Annotated in this window: 22 protein-coding genes and 1 pseudogene; 10 read left to right on the forward strand and 13 right to left on the reverse strand. The window is 70.1% G+C overall.

Going from position 1 to position 26,118, the window contains the following annotated elements:
- Positions 1–7 precede the first annotated feature (7 nt).
- Positions 8–724 carry a C40 family peptidase gene (locus AB0B66_RS15995; protein WP_360529282.1) on the forward strand — a complete coding sequence of 239 codons (717 nt, stop codon included), beginning with the start codon at positions 8–10 and terminating at the stop codon, positions 722–724.
- 77 nt (positions 725–801) lie between these two features.
- On the opposite strand, the gene AB0B66_RS16000 is transcribed toward AB0B66_RS15995, so the two are convergent.
- From AB0B66_RS16000 to pnuC, 3 genes are all read right to left on the reverse strand, one after another.
- Positions 802–1,812, reverse strand: coding sequence for a TerC family protein (locus tag AB0B66_RS16000; RefSeq protein WP_360529285.1), 1,011 nt, complete (start codon positions 1,810–1,812; stop codon positions 802–804).
- A gap of 247 nt (positions 1,813–2,059) precedes the next feature.
- Positions 2,060–3,139, reverse strand: a complete 1,080-nt coding sequence (locus tag AB0B66_RS16005) for an AAA family ATPase (protein WP_360529288.1) — start codon at positions 3,137–3,139, stop codon at positions 2,060–2,062.
- A complete protein-coding gene (pnuC, locus tag AB0B66_RS16010) occupies positions 3,136–3,765 on the reverse strand; it encodes a nicotinamide riboside transporter PnuC (RefSeq protein WP_360529291.1) in 630 nt (209 codons plus the stop codon). The genes AB0B66_RS16005 and pnuC overlap by 4 nt, the downstream gene beginning before the upstream one ends.
- A 57-nt stretch (positions 3,766–3,822) precedes the next feature.
- On the opposite strand from pnuC, the gene AB0B66_RS16015 reads away from it, so the two are divergent.
- Genes AB0B66_RS16015 through AB0B66_RS16025 form a run of 3 tightly spaced genes read left to right on the forward strand, consistent with a single transcriptional unit; the run spans position 3,823 to position 5,593 of the window.
- The gene (locus AB0B66_RS16015; protein ID WP_360529294.1) at positions 3,823–4,119 is read left to right on the forward strand and encodes an antibiotic biosynthesis monooxygenase family protein; all 297 of its coding nucleotides are present in this window, start codon (positions 3,823–3,825) and stop codon (positions 4,117–4,119) included.
- A 35-nt stretch (positions 4,120–4,154) separates the two neighbouring features.
- Complete coding sequence (locus AB0B66_RS16020) at positions 4,155–4,892, forward strand: alpha/beta fold hydrolase (RefSeq protein ID WP_360529297.1); 738 nt, start codon at positions 4,155–4,157, stop codon at positions 4,890–4,892.
- Positions 4,893–4,951: 59 nt separating this feature from the next.
- Positions 4,952–5,593 carry a hypothetical protein gene (locus AB0B66_RS16025; RefSeq protein WP_360529300.1) on the forward strand — a complete coding sequence of 214 codons (642 nt, stop codon included), beginning with the start codon at positions 4,952–4,954 and terminating at the stop codon, positions 5,591–5,593.
- Between the two features lie 119 nt (positions 5,594–5,712).
- On the opposite strand, the gene AB0B66_RS16030 is transcribed toward AB0B66_RS16025, so the two are convergent.
- A complete protein-coding gene (locus AB0B66_RS16030) occupies positions 5,713–5,883 on the reverse strand; it encodes a hypothetical protein (protein WP_360529303.1) in 171 nt (56 codons plus the stop codon).
- A gap of 234 nt (positions 5,884–6,117) precedes the next feature.
- Positions 6,118–6,978, reverse strand: a complete 861-nt coding sequence (locus tag AB0B66_RS16035) for a GNAT family N-acetyltransferase (RefSeq protein WP_360529306.1) — start codon at positions 6,976–6,978, stop codon at positions 6,118–6,120.
- A 65-nt stretch (positions 6,979–7,043) separates the two neighbouring features.
- Between AB0B66_RS16035 and AB0B66_RS16040 the strand changes: the two genes are divergently transcribed.
- Complete coding sequence (locus AB0B66_RS16040; protein ID WP_360529309.1) at positions 7,044–7,670, forward strand: DUF2238 domain-containing protein; 627 nt, start codon at positions 7,044–7,046, stop codon at positions 7,668–7,670.
- Between the two features lie 466 nt (positions 7,671–8,136).
- On the opposite strand, the gene AB0B66_RS16045 is transcribed toward AB0B66_RS16040, so the two are convergent.
- Complete coding sequence (locus AB0B66_RS16045) at positions 8,137–8,523, reverse strand: hypothetical protein (protein WP_360529312.1); 387 nt, start codon at positions 8,521–8,523, stop codon at positions 8,137–8,139.
- A gap of 63 nt (positions 8,524–8,586) precedes the next feature.
- Positions 8,587–9,348, reverse strand: coding sequence for a hypothetical protein (locus AB0B66_RS16050; RefSeq protein WP_360529315.1), 762 nt, complete (start codon positions 9,346–9,348; stop codon positions 8,587–8,589).
- A gap of 924 nt (positions 9,349–10,272) precedes the next feature.
- Here AB0B66_RS16050 and AB0B66_RS16055 point away from each other — a divergent pair.
- Positions 10,273–10,917 carry a hemerythrin domain-containing protein gene (locus tag AB0B66_RS16055; protein WP_360529318.1) on the forward strand — a complete coding sequence of 215 codons (645 nt, stop codon included), beginning with the start codon at positions 10,273–10,275 and terminating at the stop codon, positions 10,915–10,917.
- A 96-nt stretch (positions 10,918–11,013) separates the two neighbouring features.
- On the opposite strand, the gene uvrB is transcribed toward AB0B66_RS16055, so the two are convergent.
- On the reverse strand, positions 11,014–13,170 hold the full coding sequence (uvrB, locus tag AB0B66_RS16060) for an excinuclease ABC subunit UvrB (RefSeq protein ID WP_360529321.1): 2,157 nt from the start codon (positions 13,168–13,170) through the stop codon (positions 11,014–11,016).
- 389 nt (positions 13,171–13,559) lie between these two features.
- Between uvrB and AB0B66_RS16065 the strand changes: the two genes are divergently transcribed.
- The gene (locus AB0B66_RS16065) at positions 13,560–15,290 is read left to right on the forward strand and encodes a hypothetical protein (protein WP_360529324.1); all 1,731 of its coding nucleotides are present in this window, start codon (positions 13,560–13,562) and stop codon (positions 15,288–15,290) included.
- Between the two features lie 208 nt (positions 15,291–15,498).
- Here the strand turns inward: AB0B66_RS16065 and coaE are convergent.
- Both coaE and rpsA read right to left on the reverse strand, forming a co-directional pair.
- Positions 15,499–16,086: pseudogene (gene coaE, locus AB0B66_RS16070) on the reverse strand (dephospho-CoA kinase); the annotation flags it as partial.
- A 274-nt stretch (positions 16,087–16,360) separates the two neighbouring features.
- Positions 16,361–17,842 carry a 30S ribosomal protein S1 gene (gene rpsA, locus AB0B66_RS16075; protein ID WP_360529327.1) on the reverse strand — a complete coding sequence of 494 codons (1,482 nt, stop codon included), beginning with the start codon at positions 17,840–17,842 and terminating at the stop codon, positions 16,361–16,363.
- A gap of 329 nt (positions 17,843–18,171) precedes the next feature.
- On the opposite strand from rpsA, the gene AB0B66_RS16080 reads away from it, so the two are divergent.
- The 3 genes from AB0B66_RS16080 (at position 18,172) to AB0B66_RS16090 (ending at position 22,093) form a co-directional block, all read left to right on the forward strand.
- Positions 18,172–18,999 carry a class I SAM-dependent methyltransferase gene (locus tag AB0B66_RS16080; protein WP_360529617.1) on the forward strand — a complete coding sequence of 276 codons (828 nt, stop codon included), beginning with the start codon at positions 18,172–18,174 and terminating at the stop codon, positions 18,997–18,999.
- A gap of 261 nt (positions 19,000–19,260) precedes the next feature.
- Positions 19,261–20,739 (forward strand): amino acid permease, encoded by a 1,479-nt coding sequence (locus AB0B66_RS16085; protein ID WP_360529330.1) that lies wholly within the window; start codon positions 19,261–19,263, stop codon positions 20,737–20,739.
- 175 nt (positions 20,740–20,914) lie between these two features.
- Positions 20,915–22,093, forward strand: coding sequence for a S8 family serine peptidase (locus AB0B66_RS16090; protein ID WP_360529620.1), 1,179 nt, complete (start codon positions 20,915–20,917; stop codon positions 22,091–22,093).
- A gap of 241 nt (positions 22,094–22,334) precedes the next feature.
- Here the strand turns inward: AB0B66_RS16090 and AB0B66_RS16095 are convergent, their stop codons facing one another.
- The 3 genes from AB0B66_RS16095 to AB0B66_RS16105 all read right to left on the reverse strand — a co-directional run bounded on the left by AB0B66_RS16095 (position 22,335) and on the right by AB0B66_RS16105 (position 26,094).
- Entirely contained in the window at positions 22,335–22,841 is a 507-nt protein-coding gene (locus AB0B66_RS16095) for a gluconokinase (protein ID WP_360529333.1), read from the reverse strand.
- Between the two features lie 96 nt (positions 22,842–22,937).
- The gene (gene polA, locus AB0B66_RS16100) at positions 22,938–25,604 is read right to left on the reverse strand and encodes a DNA polymerase I (RefSeq protein WP_360529336.1); all 2,667 of its coding nucleotides are present in this window, start codon (positions 25,602–25,604) and stop codon (positions 22,938–22,940) included.
- A gap of 82 nt (positions 25,605–25,686) precedes the next feature.
- Entirely contained in the window at positions 25,687–26,094 is a 408-nt protein-coding gene (locus AB0B66_RS16105; protein ID WP_360529623.1) for a PPOX class F420-dependent oxidoreductase, read from the reverse strand.
- Positions 26,095–26,118 lie beyond the last annotated feature (24 nt).

The following is a 26,118-nucleotide window of genomic DNA, read 5'->3' on the forward strand; positions in this document are numbered from 1 at the left end:
TGTCCGCATGAAGATCGCCACGGTGACCGCCCCGGTGGCGACGCTCTGGTCCGGCCCCGACGCGCCTCGCCCGGGCGTCGACGCGGCGGCCCTCGGCCCGCAGTGCGACCTCCGGTCCTGGGCGGCCGGCCTCGACGACACCGGCCGCTTGTACGACGGCGTGCTCACCCAGCTGCTGCACGGCGAGCCGGTGCTGATCGAGGAGATCCGCGACGGCTGGGCCCGCGTGGTCGCCACCGCGCAGCCCGCGGCCAGGCTCGACCCGCGCGGATACCCCGGCTGGCTGCCGCTGGACCAGCTCAGTGTGCGCGAGTCCCCCGACGGCGGCGCGGCCGGCGTGAACGGCCTCGCCGCGCTGGAGGTGGCCCGCGCCTGGCTCGGCGTCCCGTACGTCTGGGGCGGGCTGACCCCGTACGGCATCGACTGCTCGGGCCTGGTCCATCTGGCCTTCCGCCAGCTCGGCGTGACCACGCCCCGCGACGCCTACGACCAGCACGCCGCCGCCGCCGACGTGCCGCTGGGCACCGAACGCCCCGGCGACCTCTACTTCTTCTCCCGCCCTGACGGCCGCATCCAGCACGTCGGCTTCGTGACCACCCCGCCGGCCCCCGACGGCCGCCGCCACATGCTCCACGCCTGCGGCGACGCCTTCCTCGTCGTCGAGGAGCAACTCCGCCCCAACCGCGTCGCCACCCTCGTCACCGCTGGCCGCCTCACCCCCTGACCCCTACCGCGACTTCGCGACACGAGAGAGCCCCGCCCGGCGGACCGGGGCGGGGCTCTTCGGGTGCGGACGCGGGATCACCCCACCGGGGTGGGGGACTTCTCCTCGTGGTTGTTCTTGGCCTCGCGGGAGGACTTGATCAGACTGGCGATCGTGGCGATGGCCAGGATGCCGATGATCACGCCCAGCGAGACGCCGATGCTGATGTGCGGGACCGCGGTGATGGGCTCGCCGCCGTTGATGAACGGGACGTTGTTGCCGGCCAGGGCTTCCATGATCAGCTTCACGCCGATGAAGCCGAGCACCGCGGCCAGGCCGAGCGACAGGTAGACCAGCCGGTCCAGCAGGCCGCCGAGCAGGAAGTACAGCTGGCGCAGGCCCATCAGGGCGAACACGTTCGCGGTGAAGACCAGGAACGGCTCCTTGGTCAGGCCGAAGATCGCGGGGATGGAGTCGAGCGCGAAGATCAGGTCGGTCGTGCCGATGGCGATCATCACAATGAGCATCGGGGTGAAGAAGCGCTTGCCGTTCTGCACCACGGTCATCTTCGCTTCGTTGTACTCCTTGCTGATCGGCAGCACCCGGCGGCTCCACCGGATCAGCGCGTTCTCCTTGAAGTCCGACTCGTCGCTCTCACCGTGCTTGGTGAGCGTGTACGCGGTGTAGATCAGGAAGACGCCGAAGATGTAGAACACCCACACGAACCGCGACACCAGCGCAGCGCCGGCCGCGATGAACGCGCCACGCATGATCAGCGCCAGCACGATGCCGATGAGCAGCACCTTCTGCTGATAGATCCGGGGCACCGCGAACCGGCTCATGATGATCACAAAGACGAACAGGTTGTCCACGGACAGGCTGTACTCGGTGACCCAGCCGGCGAAGAACTCCTGGCCGTACTGCGAGCCGTGGTTGTAGAAGATCCAGGCGCCGAACGCGCAGGCCAGTGCGACATAGAAGACCACCCAACCGGTGGCCTCCTTCATCGAAGGCTCATGCGGGCGCCGCCCGATGATCATCAAGTCGAAGGTCAGCAGCGCCAGCAACCCGATCAGGGTGGCGGCCCATTCCCAAGTGGACACGTTCATATGAACAGACCTCCGGTCGGCATCATTTTTGCCCCGGAGGTCTCTCCTGCCACCGGTGTGCCACCGGTGACCGACGATGCCGGGATCACACCAGGCCTATGGTGGCCGGGGGGAGCCGTGCTGACGACACCGTCGTGAGGGATACTCCCCTCCCGCGTCTCTCTATTGTTTACCACGCCAAGCCGTAAACCCAGACGGGGTCGCCCGCACGGACGGGCGATCGGGTCATCCGGGACATCCGGCCAGGTCAGCCGAGTGGTGCAGCCAACCTCCAGCCCGCGCTCAACACCTGCTCGCACGCCTTCACCGCCGCCCTGGAGCGCTGCTCGTGTGATCCCGACAACTCCACGACCGGGACCCCCGACCCCGCGAGGACCTCGCGGAACCGGCCGGTCATCCAGCAGCGCAGGTGCTCCCCGTCCCGCAGCCCGTCGTCGTCGAAGGCGACCCCGACAGGCGAGGTCAACAGGTACAGATCGGGACGCCGGGCCAGCGCGCGCACCTGCGGTGACGAACTGCCCAGGTATCGCTCCTCCCAAACCTGGGTCGCCAGGGCGTCGGTATCACAGATCAACAGCGGCGAGCCCGACCGGGCGGCCGCGTCCTCGGCGGCCGACTGCGCCCGGGCCACCTCGACGAAGTCGGCGCGGTCCCAGGTCACGTCGAACACCGTGGCCGCCGGGTCGGCCGCCTGGAGCAGGTCCAGTTTGCGTGCGGTCAGCTCCCGGCCGTACTCCGGGACCCAGCGGGTGGACGCCCAGACCCCGCCACGCGCGGCGTAGTGCTCCGCGAGCGCCGCGGCCATCGTGGTGGTGCCCGTCGACTCCGCTCCCAGCACCACCACCCGGCGGGTGAACCAGGCCCGCACCGGGGCGGACAGCAGGTCCCAGTGCGCCACCGGGTCGTCGCGCACCGCGGTGCCCGACACCGGGCAGGCCACGCGGGGTGTGTCGACCTCCACGTGCACCGCCCCGAACCGGCGGGCCAGCTCGTCGCCGTACTTCTCCGAGCTGAACACGGCGTCCACGGGCCGGTCGCCGACCGCCTCCCGGAACACTGCGCAGTGCCCGTCCCAGACCTCCGGATCGTCGTAGTCGACCCGCAGGTCGTCGTAGCGGCCCGCGAAACGCACCCACGGGGTGTCCGCGTGCTCCTCGCGCAGCCAGTCCAGCCGGGTGTCCAGCGGGATCGACTCCTGCCGCGACGGCGCGACCACGACGGTGACGGCCGCGCAGGCCGCGGCGGCCGTCCGGATCAGCAGGTGGTGGCCGGCGTGCGGCGGGTAGAACTTGCCCACCACCATGCCGTGGGCGTAATCCCGGCTCATGCCGCGACCGGTTCGGCCACCCGGGCCCGCAGCGCGTTCTGCCAGGCCAGCAGGCCCGCCACGCACAGGCCCAGGAACACCACGTAGAGCGCTCCGGTCAGCCACAGGTCCTTGTAGAGGTAGAGCGGGATGTAGACCAGGTCCGCGATGATCCAGATCCACCAGCTCTCCAGCTTCTTGCGGGTCTGCAGGTACGTCGCGACGAGCGAGAGCACCGTGGTCAGCGCGTCGGGCAGCGGCACCGTCGAGTCGGTGACGCGGTCCAGCAGCAGCCACAGCCCGGCGGTCGCCGCCACGCCCGCCACGGCAAGCACGGTCCACTCGGCCCGCATGGTCCGCGACACCTCCAGCCGGCCGCCGCGCTCCCCGCCGCGGAGCCACTGCCACCAGCCGAGCAGGCCCAGCGCCACGTAGACCACCTGCAGGCTCGCGTCGGCGTACAGGCCGTAGGTGACGAACACCACGCCCAGCAGCACCACGTTGAGGATGCCGACGGCCCAGTTGGCGACGTTCTGGCGCACCAGCAGCCACACGTTGAGCACACCGGTGCCGAAGCCGAGCACCTCGGCCCAGGTCATCGGCGTGCCGGCCACGGTGAGAGCGGTGCTGAGCAGCCAGTCGAGCATGGGCGACACCCTAGGGCACCCGTGCCAGGGCCGGACGGCCGTGCGAGGATCATCGACATGGTGCTAGAGATCGCCCAGATCGACGTCCTGCCCGGCCAGGAGGACGGCTTCGCCGCCGCGTACGCGCAGGCCCGGCCCATTCTCGCCGACACCGAGGGGTGCCTCACCACGCGGATGACCCGCGGCGTCGAGTCGCCGTCGCGCTTCATGCTGCTGGTCGAGTGGGAGTCGGTCGAGGCGCACGTGGAGAACTTCCGCAACACGGACCGCTTCACCCAGTGGCGCACGATCCTCAGCCCGTTCTTCGCCAAGCCGCCGTTCGTCGAGCACTACGCCGACCTGGCCGGTGAGTGACGCGCGCTGAGCCCGGCCGCTTGCGCACCGCCGACATGACCGACCGCACCCTCACCACCGCCGACGGCGTACGGATCGACGCCCACCACGACCCGGGTGACCCCGGGCTGGCGATCGTCGTCGCGCACGGCTTCACCGGCTCCTGGCGGCGCGAGGCCGTGCGCCGCGCCGCCGGGGTCTTCGGCCGGAACGCCGGTGTGATCAGCTTCGACTTCCGGGGCCACGGCCGTTCCGGCGGCCTGTCCACGGTCGGCGACCTGGAGATCCAGGACGTCGAGGCGGCCGTCGCCTGGGCCCGCGAGCTGGGATACCGCCGCATCGTCACGGTCGGCTTCTCCATGGGCGCGTCCGTCGTGGTCCGCCACGCGGCGCTGCACCGCGGCATCGACGCCGTGGTGGCCGTCAGCGGGCCCGCCCGCTGGTACTACCGGGGCACCCCGCCGATGCGGCGCGTGCACTGGGTGCTGGAACGGCGGCTGGGACGGCTCGTCGGCCGGGTCGCGCTGCGCACCCGGATCGCGTCCGGCGGCTGGGACCCGGTGCCCGACCCGCCGTACGCCGTGGCCGGGCTGATCGCCCCGATCCCACTGCTGGTCGTGCACGGTGACGCCGACGCGTACTTCCCCGTCGAGCACGCCGAGCAGCTCTACGGCAACGCCGCCGAGCCCAAGGAGCTGTGGCTGGAGTCCGGCTTCGGCCACGCCGAGAACGCCGCCCCCGACGAGCTGCTGGAACGCATCGGCGCATGGGCGCTCGCACACGCCGGGACCTGATCCGGGCAGCTGGTTTCGGGGGCTGCGCCCGCGCCGTCCGTCCAACTAGGTTGGTGGACATGAACGGGGACGAACGACTGACCCGCGCCGAAGAGTCGTACGAGAACGCCGTCTTCGGCGGCGACACCACGGCGACCGAGCCCGCCCACCGCGACCTGGACAGCCTCGAAGCCGACCTGTCCCTGGCCCGCGGCCGGCTGCTGCACGCCGACTTCCTGCACCGGCGCGAGGAGGACCCGGGCGAACTGCCCGCGTTCGAGCGCGCCGCGGAACTCTACGCCCAGCTCGGCGACGCGCGCGGCGAGAGCGAGGCGCTGTTCTGGCTCGGCTGCTTCCACCAGGTGGTGCGCGACGACGCCGACACCGCCCGGCCGCTGCTGCAGCGCTCCTACGACCTGGCCCAGCACAGCGGTGACGAGCTGACGCGGTCGTACGCGGTGCGCCACCTGGGCTTCGCCGACCTGGAGGCGGGCGACCGCGCGAGTGGCCGGGAGAAGCTGGAGGAGTCCGCCCGGATCCGCCAGGAGCTGGGATTCCTGCCGGGCCTCGCGGCGGCGCAACTGGCACTGGGCCAGCTCGCCTACGAAGAGGGCCGGGACGAGGACGCGGCGGAGCTGCTCGAACAGGCCCGCACCGCGGCCGCCCGCAGTCGCGCCCACGGAGTGCTCGCCTGGATCGACGCGGCCCGCGTCCGGATCTGACCGGCCACCACCCGTTCCCCGCTACGGCGACATGGCCGAAACGCCGTCGCGGGAGCCGACGGATCGGCTCCCGCGACGGTCTCGGCCGCGTGCGGACCGTTCTGCCCGCCGCGGACCGGTCATCTGGTCGCCGCCATGACGGCGACCAGATGGTTGCGGACGGCCTGCAGGGCATTGCCGGACGTGCTCCAGCCCGTCTCGGCGGCAATGCGCCGCTGCTCGGCCATCAGCGATCGCGCCGCTACCGCCTCGTCCGGCGACTGCGCGCGGCTGTGCCTGGCTTCGGTCATCGAAACCTCCTCGGTGTCTGCCGAGGGCGCCGACACCGGCAGCGAAGCAGCCCGGAGTACGCGGTTCACGAACCGCCCCACTGCATGTGGGCGTCGCGCCGACCCCGCGAGGAGAACGGCGATCCACATCGATCGCCTGTCGCGGAATCAGCCCGCCCTTGCCACTCCTATTGCCGCACCGCCGATGCCGAAACCTTTCCCTCGCCTCATTCGCCGACCCGCCGCCCGGCGGGGTCAGGCCGGGCGGGCGAAGCGGGCGCGGCGGCCCAAGGTGGTGAAGCCGAGGCGGTGGTAGAGCGCGGCCGCACCGGGGTTGTTCACGTTCACGTCGAGCAGCATCTCGGACGCGCCGTCCGTGGCGGCCGCCCGCAACGCGGCGACGGTGAGGGCCGCGCCGACGCCCTGGCCGCGCGCCGCGGGCGTGGTGCCGACCTGCACCAGCCAGCCGTCGCCGCAGACCACGAAGCCGAGGTCGCTGCCGTCGGGGCCGACCGCGAGCAGCGACCACGGCGGCCGGAAGTCGTCGTCGACCAGCCAGCCGGTCCACTGGTCCAGGTCCCAGTCCGGGAAGCCGGGCCGGTCCGCGAACGCCGCCCGGTAGGCGGCGTGGAACCGGCTCACCGTGTCCGGGGCCCAGCCGACGAGGTGCACCCCATCGGGCGGCGGGATGTCGGGGATCTCCTTGAGGTCGTGGCGCATCACGTCCTCGGCGAAGATCTGGGTCAGCCCGCGGTCGGCGAACAGGGCCGCGGCGGCGTCGGTCAGCGCCTCGGTCTCGATGACCTCCGCCCCGGCCAGGCACCAGTCCAGCGCGGCGGCCCCGAGGCCGCGCCCGCGGGCGGCCGGGTCGACCAGCGCGGTGCCGGTGACGGTGCTGCCGGTGGGCCGGATCGCGGCGGCGGCGAGGAGTGTCCCGTCCGGGTCGTACGCGCCGATGGCGAGCCCGCCCTCGGCGGCGTACCGCCGTCCGGTGAAGCCCTCACCCGCGGCCAGCGGCAGGCCGCCGTCGACGGCGAGGCACCGGGCGGCCAGGCGGGACACGGCCGGCACGGCGTCGGCGGCCAGCGGGGCGAAGAGAGCGTCAGCGTCGGTCACGGGACGCGAGCCTAGACGAGTTCGGGACGGGCGGCACTGGATTTGCCCTGTCAGCATGAACAGCCGTGGACACCCCTTCCCCGCCCGACCGCCTGCCCCGCGGCCACCTGGTCGCGCTGCTGGTCTTCGCCGTCATCGTCGCCGTGTCGTGGTGGCGACCTCACTGGCCCGTCGAGCAGGCGCTGCACCACAGCCTCACCGTGCTGGCCGTGGCCGGGCTGCTGCTCACGCAACGGCGGCTGCGGCTGCCGCTCGGTTCGTTCGTGCTGGTGTTGGGCTTCCTGACACTGCACACGGTGGCCGCCCGCTGGATCTACTCGTACGTCCCGTACGAGCAGTGGTGGCAGGCGGTCACCGGGATCGCCCCGTACGGCGGGCGCAACCACTTCGACCGTCTGGTCCACTTGGGATACGGGCTGCTGCTGGCTCCCGCGCTGGTCCTCGCCTGGCGCGAGCGCGGCGCGGGGCGCGGCCGGGCCTGGCTGCACGCGGTGCAGGTGATCGTCTCGACCGGCGCGCTGTACGAGCTGTTCGAGTGGGGCATCGCGCTGACCCTGGCCCCGGACGCCGCCGAGGCCTACAACGGCCAGCAGGGTGACCTGTGGGATGCCCAGAAGGACATGGCCCTGGCCCTGCTCGGCGCGGTGCTCGGCGCGACTGCCGCCGCGCTGCGGCCCGGCCGGAAGACATAGGACTGTACGGGCCTACATCTTTTTTGATGTGGGCACATCAAAAAAGATGTAGGCCCGCCGAGTCGACCGTCAGCCCAACGGCAGCGGCTCTGCGCGTACACACTGCTCCAGGATTGGTTGATCACCTGGCCGTTGCCGAACGTCCAGCGCAGCGCCCAGCCGTTGACCCAGACGACCCGGTGTTGGTGACCACCACGTCAGCCTGGAAGCCGGTGTTCCACTGGTGATCTACGTCCGCGCCTCGCTCGACCTGACCGGCCAGGAAAACTCCAGCAATGAATAACATTCCACCAACGACACGCGATGGTCGATGCCCGTCTTTGAGAGGCACCGGAAGACCGGAAGGGAAAAATGCTGGGTGGCTACGCAGCACAAAGCACCCGCCACCTTATACGAATGGTGGCGGATCAGAATCTCCACCGGGATCGAAATTCGGGTTGCCACGGCACGAAGGCCAACGGACTTCTTACTGTGCGCGCAGGATCTTGAACGGCACTGTGTCAGTAAGTTCGATAGACACATATCCCCCGGCCGCTGAGTCAACAGTCGTCCTAGTCGTCAGCGTGCCGCTGAGCAACGACGATGTCGCGGTGACTTCCACTGGGCCGCTTTTGTCGAGGTGAAAGTGTGCGATACCAGCTGCGTCGGTCTTGCCGGCGAACACTTCGCCGTCGGCAAACTTGACTGCAACATCGGCCTGCGGGAGGGGAAACGTGATGCAGTGCTGATCGACACAGCCGTTCATGCCGACGGCAACGCGGATCTCGTTTGGCCGACTCGTGTTGTCATAGACAACGTAGCCGACGAAGGCGAGTACCAGCCCGGCGATCAAAAACACTGCGGTCTTGCGCATAATGTGCCCTCCTACAGGGGGTTGCCCGACCCGCCCACAGGCAGACCGGGCAACCTTACTCGCTTAGCAGCCCAACTTGGCGGAGTTGGAGCTGGATATGTCCCACCTGTAACTCGACGATGAGAAGTTGATCGTGATGCCGCCGTTGCTCAGATCGATACCCGAGATCTGAGTGCTGTTCCACGTGTGCCCGTACTTCGCATACACCTGGAGGCACCCGGCCCAGGACTTCTTGAAGGAGTGAATGATCGTCCCCTTGGCACCGATGTAGATCCAGCAGCTCGGGTAGTCGGTGCCACCGCAGTAGGCCCCGTTCGTCCGGTCCTGGTACTTGAAGGACGACCCATCGCTATTGTTGTCCTCGGGCTGAGGGATGACGCAACCTGGCTTCGTGCCCGGGTATGGCGTAGCGCCGCCCCAGTTTCCCGGACAGAACGAGGCGCTGGTACCCATATTGGTGATGTCCTTGTCGAACCGAACGGCGAACCCGTCGTACCCACCGACATTGCCGCTGTACGCCGAGCCGTCGCCGTTCGTCTGCTGGTTGTTCCAGCTGAACGTGGCCGAGACGTAGTACGCCTGCAAGCCGGTGTCAAAGTAGATTGTGGGTGTTTGGACGGTGGCGGCCGTGTTCGGCGACAATGGCTGGAAGCCGCTGCTCGCTGTAGAGACCTTGACCAGACCCAGGCGGGACTGGATGGTCGCCTCCGAGGCTCCCGTCAGAGCGAGTTCGAGCAACTGCTGACGCTTTTGTGCGATCGCAATCGCTGGATCGCTTGCCGCAGTGGCAGAGCCAGCCGGCGCTAGGACCACTGCCATGGACACGACAAACGCTGATGCGAGTGCCGCCAGCCACTTTCGTCCGCGTTGGGGGTACGCTTTGCGCAACCTCACAGATCCTCCAAGGGATGAGGTGGCGGCTCGCGGTGAGGGCCCAACCAGCACCGCGAGCCGCATGGACAGGTGAGTAGGCGGAAGGTGTAAGCCTTGCCTGCCCACTCGGTAGAGACCGTAGTCCCTATGCACGACGGTCGCTGCCCCATATCCGGTCGCCAAAATGACAGCTGCGGTCAGTGGCTACACAGCGCCGATCATCAATCGGTCATGCGGTGCACATCCCACCTTCTAAGTCCGCAAGCCAACACTCAGCGCTATTGTCGCGGTTCGATAACGGCGGGCGCCGTTCGTCTCCATGGGAATGATGTTGCGCGCCCGGTAGGCCTGCTGAGGGCGGAGTGCGTTCATCTTGCCTTCTCGGAGTGATCAGTTGACGGAAGCGGTGTCCAGCAGCCCGGTCACATTGCCGTTGCGCGAGCATTTCGGCAGGTGCATCCGCAGATGGTGACGCCTTCTCCGCCAGCTTCTCCGTCCACTGCCGAGCGGTCGACTCGCTGACGCCTGCCAACTCGGCGATAGCGGGAGCCTTCAGGTCGGGGTGACGGGCGACGGCATCCGCCACCGGATCCCGGTTGGTGAGGGCTGACGGGGTGACGCGCCTGACGGGTCGGCATGAGGACGCCGAGCGTGGCACGCCCGGCTCTGGAGGAGAGTGTGGGCACTGTGGGGATCCTGCTCCGGGAGGAGTCACGCGCGAACGGACGCACACCACTGCCCTCGGCGGTCGGACCGACCACGCCGAGAAGAAGACCGCCGTAGCCCGGAGGCGATCGGCGTCGGTGCTATGAGGTGCGCCCGGCGGCGTCAAACCGGTCAGGTTTGCTCGATGCCCGGCCCGGGTAGCTCCGCGACATGAGCGCTGAGCTGCCACCACTACCGCCTTTGTCCCCCGAAGCCGAAGCCCAGTACACCCCCGCCGGGCAGAGCATCGTCGACATGCTGGCCGACGAGCACCGGCAGATCACCCGGCTCTCCGCGGAGCTGGCCACGGAGGCCGCGACGGCCTCACCGGCCCGCCGTCGCCAGGTCGCCGAGGTGGTCACCGCCGTCGTCAGCCGGCACCTCGCGGCCGAGGAGCAGTACCTGCTGCCCACGGTGAAGACCCTGTTCCCCGACGGCGACGACCTGGTGTCCCGGGAGCTCGCCGAGGACGGCGCGATCCGCCAGGTGCTGCAGACGCTGTCGGTCATGCCGGCCGAGGACGAGGGTTTCCAGGACCTCGCCCTGGAGGTCGACGCCCACCTGCGCCGCCACAAGCACACCGCCGACCGCCGCATCCACGGCCGGCTCAAGGAACTCGCCAATGACGACGAGCTGATCCGCCTGGGAAACCGGGCCGCGATCGCCGAGGAGGCGGCGGGCACCCGCCCGCACCCCAAGTCGCCGAGCACGCCGCCCTGGAACAAGGTCGTCGACCCGATGCTCGGCGTCGCCGACAAGCTCCGCGACGCCGTCACCGGCCGCCCCACCTACCCCGACCAACTCGACCCGAGGTGACACCCGGGCGCGGAATGCAAGATCGCCGTTTCAGGTCAGGAAGTGCGGTTGAACCGCAGCGAATGACCCGAAACGGCGATCTTGTCTGTTGCCGTGCTAGGCGGCGGCGTCCATCTGGCGGAGTTCCTTCTTGAGTTCGGTGATCTCGTCGCGGATGCGGGCGGCGAGTTCGAACTGGAGCTCGGCGGCGGCGCCGAGCATCTGGTCGTTGAGCTCGCCGATCAGCTTGGTCAGTTCGACGCGGGCCATGCCCTCGGTCGCGGCGACGACCGCGCCGCGCTTCTCCGAGGTGGTACGCGCCTTCGAGCGCGTCCCGGGAACCGGGGCCTTGCCGCGCGACATCTGCCGGCCCGAGCCGCCGATGATGTGCCCGCCCGGCCCGTGCCCGGCGAGCGCGGTGTCGGTGTCTTCCGCCTCGCGGTAGATGTCGTCGAGGATGTCGTGGATGCGCTTGCGCAGCGGCTGCGGGTCCACGCCGTTGGCTTCGTTGTATGCCACCTGCTTGGCGCGACGCCGGTTGGTCTCGTCGATCGCCGACGCCATCGACGGCGTGATCTTGTCGGCGTACATGTGGACCTCGCCGGACACGTTTCGCGCGGCGCGGCCGATGGTCTGGATCAGCGAGGTGCCGCTGCGCAGGAAGCCCTCCTTGTCCGCGTCGAGGATCGCCACCAGCGACACCTCGGGCAGGTCCAGGCCCTCGCGCAGCAGGTTGATGCCGACCAGCACGTCGAACTCGCCGATGCGCAGCTCCTTGAGCAGCTCCACCCGGCGCAGCGTGTCCACCTCGGAGTGCAGATAGCGCACCCGGATGCCGTTCTCCAGCAGGTAGTCGGTGAGGTCCTCGGACATCTTCTTGGTCAACGTGGTGACCAGCACCCGCTCGTCGCGCTCGGTGCGCAGCCGGATCTCGTGCATCAGGTCGTCGATCTGGCCCTTGGTCGGCTTCACCACCACCTGCGGGTCGACCAGGCCGGTCGGGCGGATCACCTGCTCCACGAACTCGCCCTGCGCCCGCTGCAGCTCCCACGGGCCGGGGGTGGCCGACAGGAACACCATCTGCCCGACCCGCTCCAGGAACTCGTCGAAGCGCAGCGGCCGGTTGTCCTGCGCGCTGGGCAGCCGGAAGCCGTGCTCGACCAGCACCCGCTTGCGCGAGGCGTCGCCCTCGTACATGCCGCCGATCTGCGGGATGGTCACGTGCGACTCGTCGATGACGGTGACGAAGTCGTCCGGGAAGTAGTCGAGCAGGGCGTGCGGCGGGCTGCCCGCCTCGCGGCCGTCGATGTGGCGCGAGTAGTTCTCGATGCCGTTGCAGAAGCCGACCTGGCGCATCATCTCCAGGTCGTACGTGGTGCGCATGCGCAGCCGCTGCGCCTCCAGCAGCTTGCCCTGCTGGTCGAGCTCGGTCAGGCGCTCCTCCAGCTCGGCCTCGATGCCGGCGATCGCCCGCTCCATGCGCTCGGGCCCGGCCGCGTAGTGCGTGGCCGGGAAGATCATCATCTGGTCGACGTCCTTGATCACGTCGCCGGTGAGCGGGTGCAGGTAGGACAGCCGCTCGATCTCGTCGCCGAAGAACTCGATGCGCAGCGCCAGCTCCTCGTACGCCGGAATGATCTCCAGGGTGTCACCGCGGACCCGGAACGTGCCCCGGTTGAACGCCATGTCGTTGCGCGCGTACTGGATCTCCACCAGGCGGCGCAGCAGCTTGTCCCGGTCGATCTCCTCGCCGACCTTGACCTTGACCGCGCGCTCCAGGTATTCCTGCGGCGTGCCGAGGCCGTAGATCGCCGAGACCGTCGCGACCACGATCACGTCCCGGCGGGTGAGCAGCGACATCGTCGCCGAGTGGCGCAGCCGCTCGACCTCCTCGTTGATCGAGGAGTCCTTCTCGATGTAGGTGTCGGTCTGCGGGATGTACGCCTCGGGCTGGTAGTAGTCGTAGTAGCTGACGAAGTACTCCACCGCGTTGTTGGGCAGCAGCTCCCGGAACTCCTTGGCCAGCTGGGCGGCCAGGGTCTTGTTCGGGGCCATGACCAGCGCGGGGCGCTGCAGCTTCTCGATGAGCCAGGCCGTGGTCGCCGACTTGCCCGTGCCGGTCGCGCCCAGCAGCACCGAGTGCTTGTCGCCGCGGCGGACCCGTTTGGCGAGCTCCTCGATGGCCGCGGGCTGGTCACCGGCGGGCACGTAGTCGCTGATGACCTGGAACGTCCCGTCCAGGCGGGGGATCGTGGCGGCGGCGGTCTCACTCATGTGACCCAACCTACGCCGGGCGTGTGACACTCGCGCGGGCCGCTGTGCAGGTAGGCGAGGCTGGTGTGACGGTAGGTGAACGACCGGCTCCAATATTGCGATTGTGTGTCATCAATCACCGCGATACCGTCGTGTGGTAGGCCGTTCGCGGCGGCCGTCCCAGAGAGACCGGACCTCCACACCGGCCGGTCATCCCCTCTGGCGCACCGGTAGCAGCCTCGATCCGCCCCACCGCAGGATCGATGAGCGCACCGCTGCGGTCGCGCACACTGTGTGCGCCGACCGGCCGCCGCGGGCGGTCTTGACGTATCCAGGCACGCCCGGCCCCCGACGGCGACCCTGAGCGGTTTGGCACGTCACCTCACCCGCCTCGGCCCGTTGCATCTCGCGTGGGAACCTCGACCAATGGACGACGCCGGACCCTCCATCTCCTCGCCGCGGGCGGGCTCCTGCTGGGCCTCGCCGCGACCATGACCGGCGGCCTGGCCTCCTGCTCGGCGGACAAGCCCGCCGTGGAGGCGAGCCGGCCGCTGAACAAGGGCGAACTCGAACGCCTGGCCGGCATGCGAGCACGCAACTTCGCCGACGGCCGGGTCGGCCTGCGCGGCACCATCGGGCCGGGCAGCCGCCAGACCAAGGTCGACGGCTGGGTCGACTGGAAGCGCCAGCTGGTCTACCTGTCCGTGTCCGGGACCGGAGCGGGTGCGAGCACGCTGCTGATCCAGGCCACACCCGGAGTGCTGGCCATGCGCCCCGGCGCGCTGCCTGCGGCCCCCTCCCCGGAGTCGGCCCGCGAATCCGCCTCACCTGCCGCTTCCCCGGCCGCCGAGGCGTCACCGGCGGCCGGCGCGGTCCCCGCCGGCAAGCCGCCGCTGACCGCGCCGGAGGACGGCTGGCGGGTGCGCCCGCTGCAGCTCGGCGGCGACGAGGAGCGGCCCATCGACAACCTGGTCGCCTTCCTGTTCCTGCTGGCCAAGCAGGAGGCCGACCCGACCGGGCCGCTCGGCGAGCTGCGCAATGAGTGGGTACGCCGCGACACGTTCGACGGCGCCCCGGTGGACGTGCTGCTCGGCCCGGCGCTGCTGCCGCAGACCGCGCCCAGCCCGGCGCCGTCCGCCGCCGTGCCGTCCCCGTCCGCCGTCGCCTCGGCCGGCGTGTCGGCCTCCGCAGCGACCGCTCCGCGCACGGAGGCGACCACGGTGCCCTCCCCCGCCGCTCCCGCCGCCTCCCCCGGCACGCAGGCCTCCCCCGGTGCCGCGGACGAGCCCGCCAAGGCCAGTGGCAGCCCGTCGCCACCCCCGGACCCGAAGTCGCTGGAGGCCAACGGTGGCGCGGTCGGCTACTGGCTGGACGCCAAGGGCTCCCTGGTACGCCTGGAGACGGTGCTCGGCGACGGCCTGCCGTCCGTGCTCGACCTGCAGCGCGGCCAGCAGCAGGAGTTCGTGCGCACGATGGCGCTCGGCGGGCGCGACAACAAGCCGACCGAGATCACCAAGGCCGAAGCTAAGGTGCTGTCCCAGCTGCGCCAGCGCAACCTGAAGGCCCGCGGCGGCGCGGTCACGGTGACCATGCCGGTCAACCCGGGCGTGCTGCGTACCGGCAAGGGCTGGCTGGACTGGCAGAAGCAGCTGGCATACCTGGCCGTACGCGACCAGGACGACGAGAGCTACGACGTGCTGATGCACGCCGACCGCACCGGCATCGCCATCCGCAAGCCGGGCAAGCGGGTGCCCGAGCAGCCGCCGCTGCCCGCGCCGACCGGCAAGTGGGAGCGGGCCGAGTGGGTGGTGCTGGGCAGCTCCGGTGAGATCACCGACCTGGACTACCTGATCTACGAGGCGCTGTCGCTGGCCGCCAACATGCCCGACGACGCCGCGCACATCGCCAAGCACGGCCGCCGCCTGCGCGTCGACGTGCTGGGCAAGGTGCCGGTGGGCGTGTTCGAGCTGCCCAGCGCCGTCGAGACGAACGTGCCCGCGGGGCAGGCCCGGATGCGCTACTGGGTGGACAACGCGGGCGTGCTGAAGCGGTTGGAGCTGCGTACCGCCACGGGCGGTTTCGCCCAGCTCGACCTGGACCTGAAGGAGAAGCCGCCAGCCCTCCCGTTGAAGGTCAAGTAACCCGTCCCGGCCTACGAGGCCCGTGCCGCTGCGGCGGCACGGGCCTTTCGCTGTGCGGTCCCGGATTATCGCTCGACTTGCCTGGCACCTGTGCGTATCTTGACCGCGCTTTCGCCCACCTGCCAGGCAAGTCGAGCGATCATGGCCGGCACCGCTGGTCCGGCGGCGGCACCGATTCCTGCGCTGTCCCGCCAGAGCTGGCGGGTCAGGGGTGCAGCCGGGTCTGCCAGACCTCGTCCACGGTGGCGTGCAGCTCCGCCAGGGTGCCCTCGTTGACGATCGCGACGTCGGCCGCGGCGCGGCGCTGCTCGTCGGTGGCCTGCGCGGCGATGCGGGCACGCGCCTCGGCCTCGGTCATGCCCCGGTCGCGCACCAGCCGTGCCACCCGGGTCGCCTCGTCCGCGAACACCACGATGACCAGGTCGTACATGCCGGCCAGGCCTGCCTCGATCAGCAGCGGCACATCGTTGACGACCACCGCGTCGGGCGGCGCGGCCGCGGCCAGCTCTGCGGTCCGGGCGCGGACCCGGGGGTGAATGATCGCCTCCAGGTCCCGGCGGGCAGCCTCGTCACCGAAGACGACCTTGCCGAGCGCAGGCCGGTCGAGCGCGCCGTCCGGCCCGAGCACCTGCGGCCCGAAGCGCGCGACCACCTCGGCCAGGCCTTCCGTGCCCGGTGCGACGACCTCCCGGGCCAGCCGGTCGGAGTCGATCACCACCGCGCCCAGCTCGGCCAGGCGCGCCGCGACCGCACTCTTGCCGGATCCGATCCCGCCGGTCAGCCCCACCCCTCGCACCGCCCCATGCTCGCACCCGCTCTCCTGCCCCGCGCGCCCGGGCCGAGGTCGCCCTGCCTGCGGTCCGTACACCGCCCGCCCAGCCGGCCGCCCGCGCGCCAAGATCGCTCGACTTGCCAGGCAGGTGTGCGAAAGCGGGGTCAAGATACGCGCAAGTGCCAGGCAAGTCGGGCGATCTTGAGACGGGACGGGGCGATACACGAAAGAGGGCGGCCCCCGACTCCGTGGAGTCGGGGGCCGCCCTTCGGCTTACTCAAGGCGCGAGGGGTGAACCTCAGGCCTTGCCGCCCGCCAGCTTCTCGCGAAGCGCGGCCAGGGCCTCGTCGGTGGCGAGGGTGCCGCTGGGCTCCTCCGCCGCCTTGGCCGGGGCCGGGGTCGAGGTCGACACGTTGCCGGTCGGGACCTCCGACGCGGCGGCAGCGTCGGCCGCGCGCGAGGTCTGGACCTGCTTGGTGTGCGCCTCCCAGCGCGCGCGGGCGTCAGCGTACTGCTGCTCCCACACCTCGCGCTGCTTCTCGTAGCCCTCGAGCCACTCGCCCGTCTCCGGGTCGAAGCCCTCGGGGTAGATGTAGTTGCCCTCGTTGTCGTACGTGGCGGCCATGCCGTACAGCGTCGGGTCGAAGTGCTCCTCGCCCTCGACGAAGCCCTCGTTGGCCTGCTTGAGCGACAGCGAGATGCGGCGACGCTCGAGGTCGATGTCGATGACCTTGACCATCACGTCGGAGCCGACCTGAACGACCTGCTCCGGGATCTCCACGTGGCGCTCGGCCAGCTCGGAGATGTGCACCAGGCCCTCGATGCCGTCCTCGACCCGGACGAACGCACCGAACGGCACCAGCTTGGTGACCTTACCCGGCACGATCTGCGTGATCGCGTGGGTACGGGCGAACTGACGCCACGGGTCCTCCTGGGTCGCCTTGAGCGACAGGGAGACGCGCTCGCGGTCCAGGTCCACGTCGAGAACCTCGACCTCGACCTCGGTGCCGACCTCGACGACCTCGGACGGGTGGTCGATGTGCTTCCAGGACAGCTCCGAAACGTGCACCAGGCCGTCCACGCCGCCCAGGTCCACGAAGGCGCCGAAGTTGACGATCGAGGACACGACGCCCTTGCGGACCTGGCCCTTCTGGAGCTTGTTCAGGAACTCGGTGCGCACCTCGGACTGGGTCTGCTCGAGGTAGGCCCGGCGGGACAGGACCACGTTGTTGCGGTTCTTGTCCAGCTCGATGATCTTCGCCTCGAGCTCGCGGCCGACGTACGGCTGCAGGTCGCGGACGCGGCGCATCTCGACGAGCGAGGCCGGCAGGAAGCCCCGCAGGCCGATGTCGAGGATGAGGCCACCCTTGACGACCTCGATGACGGAGCCACGGACGACGCCGTCGTCTTCCTTGATCTTCTCGATGGTGCCCCACGCCCGCTCGTACTGCGCGCGCTTCTTGGAGAGGATCAGACGCCCCTCCTTGTCCTCCTTCTGGAGGACCAGGGCCTCGATGTGATCTCCGACGGAGACGACCTCAGCAGGGTCCACATCGTGCTTGATCGACAACTCGCGCGAGGGGATGACACCCTCGGTCTTGTAGCCGATGTCGAGCAGGACCTCGTCCCGGTCGACCTTGACGACGGTGCCTTCGACAATGTCGCCGTCGTTGAAGTACTTGATGGTCTCGTCGATCGCGGCGAGGAAAGCTTCCTCAGAGCCGAGATCGTCGATGGTGACCCTGTTGGCGCTCGAGGTGGCCTCGATGCTGCTCGTCATGTGGACTGTTGCTCCGTCGGATGGATGTTCAGTGTGACCCAGTGGGTGTTCCACTGCCGCTCCCGCTCGCCTACGCTCCGGTGATCCGGCGCGCTACGGGTCTGCTCCATGCCGAGAACCGCGGACGTGCGAGTGCATCGAACAGCTTACCGTGCCCATTACCACACGACGCAACCCCACCCCTCCCGTGACGCTCCCCTCTTCCTGATTCGGGGGACTGCAAGGCGTTTGCGGGCGAATTGTTCCGTGCGTCACACCCGGTGCGCCGCCCCCGCCGGACCGGCTCGTACGCTGTCCGGGTGGAGATCCATCCTGCCGGCGACGACGATCTGGACGACGACTTCGAGACGGTCGAGTCCGGGCCCGGCGTGACCCGCCGCCCGGTCACGGCCGCGGAGAACCTGCGCGCCTCCCGCGGCTGGTGGGACGCCGACGCCGACAACTACCAGTCCGAGCACGGCGAGTTCCTGGGCGAAGCCGACTTCGTGTGGTGCCCCGAGGGGCTGCGCGAGGCCGACGCGAAGCTGCTCGGCGACGTGTCCGGCCGCCGGGTGCTGGAGCTGGGCTGCGGTGCGGCAGCCGCGGCCCGCTGGCTGGCCGCTCAGGGCGCCGACGTGGTGGCGATGGACCTCTCGGCGGGCATGCTGCGCCATGCCGAGCAGGCCGCCGCGCGCACCGGCATCACGGTGCCGCTGGTGCAGGCCGACGCGAGCGCGCTGCCCTTCGCCGACGCGGCCTTCGACGTCGTCTGCACCGCGTTCGGCGCGGTGCCGTTCGTCGACGACTCGGCCGGCGTCATGCGCGAGGTCTTCCGGGTGCTCAAGCCTGGCGGACGCTGGGTGTTCTCGGTCACCCACCCGATGCGCTGGATCTTCCTCGACGACCCCACCGAGGGCGGGCTGCGGGCGGTGCACTCCTACTTCGACCGCCGGCCTTACGTCGAGTACGACGAGAGCGGCGCGGCAACCTACGTCGAGCACCACCGCACCATGGGCGACCGACTGCGCGAGCTGCTCAGCGCGGGCTTCACATTGGTCGACCTGATCGAGCCGGAGTGGCCCGAGGGCCACGAGCAGATCTGGGGCCAGTGGTCCCCGCTGCGCGGCCGCCTCTTCCCCGGCACCGCCATCTTCGCCTCAGCGAAGCCCGGCGGCTGACCCCTGCCCCGACTTTGATCGACGCTGGCCTATCACATCGAAAAACGGGCACACTGAGTCGATGTCATAGGCCGGCGTCGATCAAGACGGTGCCACTCCCGCCCCCGCCGTGCGCCACCACCGGCTCCCGCGCCACGCCGCCGCCCCCGGACCCGTCTGCAAATTGCACTTTTCAGGAAAGGGGCGCGGAACGGGTTTCACCGGGCGGATGATCAGGGCGTGGCAACAGGGATATTCAGGACAAAGCGCGTCGAAGCCGAGATGGCCGAGACGATCGAGCCTGAACACAGACTCAAGAAGAACCTGAGCACCCTCGACCTGATCATCTTCGGCGTCGCCGTGATCATCGGTACCGGCATCTTCGTGCTGACCGGCCGCCAGGCCGCCGTCAACGCCGGTCCCGCGATCGTGATCTCGTTCGTGGTGGCCGGCATCGTCTGCGGCCTGGCCGCGCTCTGCTACGCCGAGTTCGCCTCGACCGTGCCGGTGGCCGGTTCGGCGTACACCTACTCCTACGCGACCCTGGGCGAGATCGTCGCCTGGATCATCGGGTGGGACCTGGTGCTCGAACTCGGCCTGGGCGCGGCCGTGGTGGCCCGCGGCTGGTCGGCATACCTGGCGAACCTGCTGAGCCTGCCCGCCTGGGTGGCCGGCGAGAAGGCGATCCCCGACTTCGGGGCGATCTTCATCGTGGCCCTGTGCACCTTCCTGGGCGTACTGGGCACCAAGCTGTCGAGCCGGGTCTCCGGCGTTCTGGTCGCGATCAAGGTGGCCGTGGTGCTGCTGGTGATCGTGGTGGGCGCCTTCTTCATCAAGTTCGCCAACTACAAGCCGTTCATCCCGCCGGCCGAGCCGACCGCGGCGACCGGCGCCTCGGTATGGCACACGCCGCTGTCACAGCTGCTGCTGGGCATCGAACCAGTGCACTTCGGCATCCCGGGCATCCTGGCCGCCGCCGCGATCGTCTTCTTCGCCTACATCGGCTTCGACATCGTGGCGACCACCGCCGAGGAGGTGCGCAACCCGCAGCGGGACATGCCGCGCGGCATCATCGGCTCGCTGGTCATCTGCACCCTGCTCTACGTGCTGGTCTCGCTGGTCATCACGGGCATGGTGCACTACACGCAGCTGGCCGTCGACGCGCCGCTGGCGCACGCCTTCGACGTGGTCGGCCAGCCCTGGGTCGCCAAGCTGATCTCGCTCGGCGCGATCTGCGGCATCACCACCGTGGTGCTGGTGCTGCTGCTCGGCCAGGTGCGCGTGCTGTTCGCGATGTCCCGCGACGGCCTGCTGCCGATCGGCATGGCCAAGGTGCACCGCACCTACGGCACGCCGTACCTGATCACCATCGGGGTCGGCGTCGTCATCGCCCTGCTGGCCGCGTTCATCCCGCTGGAGAAGCTCTCCGAGCTGGTCAGCATCGGCACGCTGTTCGCCTTCTTCGTGGTCGCGCTCGGCGTGATCGTGCTGCGCAAGACCCGGCCCGACCTGCCGCGCCCGTTCCGGGTGCCGTGGGTGCCGGTGCTGCCGATCCTGGCCGCGCTGGCGAGCCTGTGGCTGATGCTCAACCTGCCCGTCGACACCTGGGTCCGGTTCGCGGTCTGGATGCTGGTCGGCTTCGTCATCTACTTCATCTACAGCTACCACCACAGCCGCGAGCGGCCCGGCGTCCGCTACGACCGGGAGCACGCGAAGACCTACGAGGGTCCGGACCCGTACAAGGGACCGAACATCGAGTGACACGGCAGCCGTGCCATCAGGCGCCGCCCCGCACCGGGGCGGCGCCTTTTCGTGCCTTAGACATTGATTACTGTAACAATATCTATGTACTCTCCGAGCCAGCTGCCGTCCAAACAGGGCGGCACCTGGTATTGGGGAGGAAGACGTGCCAACCAACCGGTCCTGGCGTGCCCGCCTGCTGGCGTCCGCCGCGATCACCGCAACCGCCCTGGCCACCGTCGTGGCCCTGCCGTCACCCGCGCTCGCCGCCGGCGCGCCCTACCGGGCGGTCCCGGTCCCGGTCACCGCCCCGGCCGCCGGCCCGGACACCACCGTCATCCCGGGCGCCTACCTGGTCACCTTCCGGGACGGCGCCGACCGCGGGGTGGCGCTGCGGGCGCTGCGGACCACTGCCCGCGTCGACTTCGGCGCCACCGTCAACGGCTTCGCCGCCGACCTGAGCCCCGCCCAGGTGCGCGAGCTGTCGCACAGCGCCGACGTGCTGGCCATCGAGCGCGACGCCTGGCACCACAACGTGCTCGACACCACGCAGAGCAACCCGCCCGCGTGGGGCATCGACCGCATCGACCAGAACGCGCTGCCGCTGTCGGCGAGCTACACCTACACCGCGACCGGCTCGGGCGTGCACGCGTACATCATCGACTCGGGCATCGACGCCTCCCACCCTAACTTCGGCACCCGGGCGACGTTCGACTACAACTCGATCGACAGCAACAACACCGACTGCAACAGCCACGGCACGCACGTGGCCGGCACCATCGGCTCCACCTCGTACGGCGTGGCCAAGTCCGTACGCCTGCACGGCGTGAAGTGGCTCAACTGCGCCGGCAGCGGCACCACCTCGTCGGCCGTCGCGGCGGTCAACTGGGTCCGGACCAACCACGTCAAGCCGGCGGTGGCCAACACCTCCTGGAACATGACGTACAGCTCGACGCTGGCCACGGCGCTGACCAACATGATGAACGCGGGCGTCTTCCTGGCTACCTCGGCCGGCAACACCGGTGGCAACTCCTGCGACCGGCTGCCACGCAACCTGACCGCGGCGCTCGTGGTCGCGGCCACCACCTCCACCGACGCCCGCGCCAGCTACTCCTCCACCGGCTCCTGCGTCGACCTCTACGGCCCCGGCTCCGGCATCGTGTCCACGGTCCCCGGCGGCGGCACCGGCAGCAAGAACGGCACCTCGATGTCCACCCCGCACGCCGCCGGCATAGCCGTCCTCTACAAGGCCACCTACGGCGACGCCAGCCAGTCCGCGGTCCACTCCTGGATCGTCACCAACGCCACCCCCAACGTCGTCACCGGCTCCCTCTCCGGCACCCCCAACCGCCTCCTCAACAAACTGACCCTCTGACCACCCTCTCGCGCGCCAGGTGCCCCACCCGGCACCCGGCGCGCCCCCTTCCCCGCGTTGATCATGAACTTAAGGCACGGTTCGACGGTGTGTCGCGTCCACAACTTCATGATCGACGCGGGGCTCAGCGGCCCAGCGGTGCGACCGCGAGGACGGGCCCGCCATGGACGCTGGCCTGTCACATCGAAAACGAGCGACTCGGATTCGGTGTGACAGGCCGGCGTCCATTTCGAGGAGAGGGTCAGGCGCGGGACAGGGCCGCCGTGGCCTGGTCGAGGATCTCGTCGGGGCGCAGGGTGATCGGGACGACGATCGCGCCCTCGTCCGCGCCCGGGGGTTCGAGATCGGCGAGTTGCGAGTCGAGCAGGCGCGGGTTGAAGAAGTGCCCAGGGCGGTGCGACAGGCGCGAGGCCAGCAATTCGCGCGAGCCGTCCAGGTAGACGACCGCCAGGCCGGGTGCGGCCTCGCGCAGCAGGTCGCGATAGGAGCGCTTGAGCGCGGAGCAGGCCAGCACGGCCGGCACACCCTCGTCCTGCTGCCCGGCCAGCCATTGCGCGCACAGCCGCAGCCAGGGCGCGCGGTCCTCGTCGGTCAGCGGGATGCCGGCCGACATCTTCATCACGTTCGCCTGCGGGTGCAGGTCGTCGCCGTCGGCGAAGACGGCGCCGAGGCGCTTGGCCAGCTGCGTGCCGACGGTCGTCTTGCCGCTGCCGGAGACTCCCATGACGAGTACGGTCGAAGCGCTCACGATCGTGACCCTAGCTCAGCGCGCCGCGCCCCGATCCGCGCATCGCCGCCTTCCCAGGCAGCGGGGCCGGTCGACCCGGCCCCGCACCTGCGACGATCAGTGGTCGGCCTCGTTCCAGTCGTGGCCCGCGCCCACGGAGACCTCCAGCGGCACGGACAGGTCGACCGCGCCGCCCATCTCCCGGCGGACCAGCGCCTCCAGCGCCGCGCGCTCGCCCGCGGCGACCTCGAACACCAGCTCGTCATGGACCTGAAGCAGCATCCGCGAGGTCAGCCCCTCGGCCCGCAGCGCCTTGTCCACCCGGAGCATCGCCAGCTTGATGACGTCGGCCGCCGAGCCCTGGATCGGGGCGTTGAGCGCCATGCGCTCGGCCATCTCGCGCCGCTGCCGGTTGTCGCTGACCAGGTCGGGCAGGTAGCGGCGGCGGCCCAGGATGGTGGCCGTGTAGCCGTCCTTGCGCGCCTGGTCGACGACCGCGTGCAGGTAGTCGCGCACGCCGCCGAAGCGGGCGAAGTAGTCCTCCATCAGCCCGGTCGCCTCCGCGGTGGAGATGCCCAGCTGCTGCGAGAGCCCGTACGCCGACAGGCCGTACGCCAGCCCGTACGACATGGCCTTGATCCTGCGCCGCTGCTCGGCGGTGACCTCGTCGGTCGCGAAGACCTTCGAGGCGACCGTGGTGTGCAGGTCCTCACCGGTGGCGAAGGCCTCGATCAGGCCCGCGTCCTGCGACAGGTGCGCCATGATGCGCATCTCGATCTGGCTGTAGTCGGCCGTCAGCAGCGACTCGTAGCCGGGCCCGACCACGAAGGCGCGGCGGATGCGTCGGCCCTCCTCGGTGCGGATCGGCACGTTCTGCAGGTTCGGGTCGGTGCTGGACAGCCGGCCGGTGGCCGCCACGGTCTGGAAGAACGTGGTGTGGATGCGGCCGTCGTCGCTGACCGACTTGAGCAGGCCGTCCACCGTCGACTTGAGCTTGGCGACGTCGCGGTGGCGCAGCAGGTGCTCCAGCACCGGGTGCCCGGTCTGCGCGAACAGCCACTGCAGCGCGTCGGCGTCGGTGGTGTACCCCGTCTTGATCTTCTTGGTCTTGGGCAGGTTCAGCTCGCCGAACAGGATCTCCTGCAGCTGCTTGGGCGAGCCCAGGTTGAACTCGCGGCCCACGTCGCCGTACGCGGCCTGCGCCGCCGCCTTCACCTCGCCCGCGAACTGGGCCTCGAGCTCGGTCAGGTAGTCGGTGTCGGCGGCGATGCCGATCCGCTCCATCGCGGCCAGCACCGGCACCAGCGGCAGCTCGACGTCGGCCAGCAGCCGGTCGCCGTCACCGCGGTCCAGCTCGCCGCCCAGCGCTTCGACCAGGTCGAGCGTCGCCCGGGCGCGCAGCATCAGCGCCTCTTCGGCGGCGTGGTCGGCGGTGCCGTCGCCGAAGTCCAGCGCCAGCTGGCCGGTGTCGGCGGCCTCCGCGCGCAGCTCCCGGTGCAGGTAGCGCACCGCCAGGTCGGCCAGGTCGTAGGAGCGCTGGTCGGGGCGGGCCAGGTAGGCCGCGAGCGCGGTGTCGTGGGTCAGCCCGTTCAGCTGCCAGCCGCGCGCCCGCAGTGCCAGCAGCGCCGGCTTCGCGTCGTGCAGCACCTTGGGCCGGGCCGGGTCGGCCAGCCAGGCCGCCAGCGCCGCGTCGTCGGCCGCCTCCAGGTCGGTCGGGTCGACCCAGACCGCGGTGTGGTCGGCGGCCAGCGCCAGCCCGGTCAGCGTGCCGGTGCCCCGGCCGAACGTGCCGCTGACCGCGAGGCCGACCGGCCCGGTCGCCTGCTCGGCCAGCCATGCGGCCAGCGCGCCGGGCTCGGTGAGCACCGTGCCGTCGATCTCGAAGCCCGCCTCGGCCTCCGGCTCGGCGGTGTCGAGGTACTGGTACAGCCGCTCGCGCAGCACCCGGAACTGCAGCGTGTCGAAGACCTGGTGCACGGCCTCGCGGTCCCAGGTGGTCCAGTGCGAGGACGGGACGTCCAGCGGCAGGTCGAGGTCGTCGCGCAGCTCGTTGATCTGGTGGTTGCGCATCACGCCGGCCAGGTGCTCGCGCAGGCTCTCGCCCGCCTTGCCCTTGATCTCGTCGACCCGGGCGATGACGCCGTCGAGGCCGTCGTACTGGTTGATCCACTTGGCGGCGGTCTTCGGGCCCACGCCGGGCACGCCGGGCAGGTTGTCGCTGGACTCGCCGACCAGCGCGGCCAGGTCGCGGTAGCGCTCCGGGCCGACGCCGTACTTCTCCAGCACCGCCGCCGGGTCCATGCGGGCCAGGTCGGACACGCCCTTGCGCGGGTACAGCACCGTGACGTCCTTGGTGACCAGCTGGAACGCGTCGCGGTCACCGGTGCAGATCAGCACCCGCATGCCGGCCTCGCGGCCCTGCCGGGCGAGCGTGGCGATGATGTCGTCGGCCTCGTACCCGGCCAGCTGCACGTGCTTGACCTGCAGCGCGTCCAGCACCTCCTGGACGAGGCTGACCTGGCCCTTGAAGTCCGTCGGGGTCTCCGAGCGGCCGGCCTTGTACTCCGCGTACTGCTCGGTGCGGAAGGACTGGCGCGACACGTCGAAGGCGACGGCGATGTGGGTGGGCTTCTCGTCGCGCAGCACGTTGATCAGCATCGAGGTGAAGCCGTACACGGCGTTGGTGGGCTGCCCCGTCGAGGTCGCGAAGTTCTCCACGGGCAGCGCGAAGAACGCCCGGTAAGCCAGCGAATGCCCATCAAGCAGCAGCAGCGTCTCAGTCACCCGAAGAGCTTATGCCCTCCCCCCGACGCCCTCCCCCACCCCGCTCACCGCACACCCCGCGCCGACCGCGTTGATCATGAACCTATGGACGTGCTCGACGGCGTGTCACCACCCTGGCGCCGTGATCACTTCGCCGGCGGATGCGGCTGCCCCAGAGGGTGATGCGGCCGAGGATGCCGTACTTCTTGGCCAGCAGGTGCCGCACCGACTCGGTCTGCTCGGAGCCGAGCAGCTTCGCCCGCGCGGGAATCGTCGGGCCGGTGGCCTTGCCACGCACGTCGCGGTCGCTGATGGTGACCTTGCTGCTGCGCCGCAGCCGCTTCACCTTGCCGCTGTCCGCGAACGTCCACACATAGATCTCCGCGCCGTCCCGCACCGCCCACACGGGGGTAGGCACTGCCCGCCCGTCCTTGCGAAACGTGGTGACCAGCAGGTAGTTCCCGAATTCGAGATCCGCGACCGTAGGCCGCCCACCCCAGTGCGCCGGCACAGCGACCTCGATCACGACACCAGG

The sequence above is a fragment of the Catellatospora sp. NPDC049111 genome (assembly GCF_040648615.1).
In the GTDB taxonomy this organism is placed as follows: Bacteria; Actinomycetota; Actinomycetes; order Mycobacteriales; family Micromonosporaceae; genus Catellatospora; species Catellatospora aurea.

Excerpts from the sequence above, each read along its gene's own strand:
- AB0B66_RS16055 (WP_360529318.1), top strand. The coding sequence starts at position 10,273 with ATGAGCGCTGAGCTGCCACCACTACCGCCTTTGTCCCCCGAAGCCGAA.
- uvrB (WP_360529321.1), bottom strand. The coding sequence starts at position 13,170 with ATGAGTGAGACCGCCGCCGCCACGATCCCCCGCCTGGACGGGACGTTC.
- AB0B66_RS16045 (WP_360529312.1), bottom strand. The coding sequence starts at position 8,523 with ATGCGCAAGACCGCAGTGTTTTTGATCGCCGGGCTGGTACTCGCCTTC.
- AB0B66_RS15995 (WP_360529282.1), top strand. The coding sequence starts at position 8 with ATGAAGATCGCCACGGTGACCGCCCCGGTGGCGACGCTCTGGTCCGGC.
- AB0B66_RS16025 (WP_360529300.1), top strand. The coding sequence starts at position 4,952 with ATGAACGGGGACGAACGACTGACCCGCGCCGAAGAGTCGTACGAGAAC.
- AB0B66_RS16085 (WP_360529330.1), top strand. The coding sequence starts at position 19,261 with ATGGCCGAGACGATCGAGCCTGAACACAGACTCAAGAAGAACCTGAGC.
- AB0B66_RS16015 (WP_360529294.1), top strand. The coding sequence starts at position 3,823 with ATGGTGCTAGAGATCGCCCAGATCGACGTCCTGCCCGGCCAGGAGGAC.
- pnuC (WP_360529291.1), bottom strand. The coding sequence starts at position 3,765 with ATGCTCGACTGGCTGCTCAGCACCGCTCTCACCGTGGCCGGCACGCCG.
- AB0B66_RS16005 (WP_360529288.1), bottom strand. The coding sequence starts at position 3,139 with ATGAGCCGGGATTACGCCCACGGCATGGTGGTGGGCAAGTTCTACCCG.
- AB0B66_RS16000 (WP_360529285.1), bottom strand. The coding sequence starts at position 1,812 with ATGAACGTGTCCACTTGGGAATGGGCCGCCACCCTGATCGGGTTGCTG.
- AB0B66_RS16020 (WP_360529297.1), top strand. The coding sequence starts at position 4,155 with ATGACCGACCGCACCCTCACCACCGCCGACGGCGTACGGATCGACGCC.
- AB0B66_RS16030 (WP_360529303.1), bottom strand. The coding sequence starts at position 5,883 with ATGACCGAAGCCAGGCACAGCCGCGCGCAGTCGCCGGACGAGGCGGTA.
- rpsA (WP_360529327.1), bottom strand. The coding sequence starts at position 17,842 with ATGACGAGCAGCATCGAGGCCACCTCGAGCGCCAACAGGGTCACCATC.